This window comes from Streptomyces sp. PT12 (genome assembly GCF_003311645.1).
Classification (GTDB): Bacteria; Actinomycetota; Actinomycetes; order Streptomycetales; family Streptomycetaceae; genus Streptomyces.
Window position 1 is genome coordinate 1 of record NZ_QEST01000112.1, and the last position, 546, is coordinate 546.

2 pseudogenes are annotated in these 546 nt (G+C 69.8%); one reads left to right on the forward strand and one right to left on the reverse strand.

What is annotated here, in order from left to right:
• Positions 1–67, reverse strand: a pseudogene (locus DEH69_RS32690) (haloacid dehalogenase); the annotation flags it as partial.
• A gap of 260 nt (positions 68–327) precedes the next feature.
• On the opposite strand from DEH69_RS32690, the pseudogene DEH69_RS32695 reads away from it, so the two are divergent.
• Positions 328–546, forward strand: a pseudogene (locus tag DEH69_RS32695) (transcriptional regulator); the annotation flags it as partial.

Here is a 546-nt window from a genome sequence, read left to right on the forward strand (position 1 = left end):
ACGCGCGGTACTCGCGCGTCTCGTCCACCAGGCACTCGCCCACATCGAAGACGACGGCTCGGATCATGCGCGCCAGCGCAACGCTCCCGCGCACGCCGGGGGCGCGCGGCCGACAACGGCGACACCCACGCCTCGCCCGACCCGCACCACCCGCTCACGACCCACCGCCGCTCGTGGCCGGGGGCGGAGCCGGGGTAGGCGATTGAGGCTGGCAGGTGTGTGCCTCGTTGCTCTAGTACCGCAGATTGCAGCTGGTGCACCAACGCGGGCCCACCGCGGGTTGCTTGATGTGGTCCGGGGTCCCGGCAGGCCAGTCGATCTCCTCGGGCGCCTCTCCCCGGATTCATCGAGAGAGCCACCGCCCTGTGGCGATCCGACGAGCAGCGACGCGTCCTCAACCTGAACATGCTGACCGGTATGCACGCCGTGGCCCCCGTATGGGAAAGGGAGAACCCGCCCGACGACACAGACGTCTCTCGCCGCGGCCGGTTCACGTCAACGGGGATGATGTCGCTGTACTACGCGCCGCGCGTACCCACTACGAGG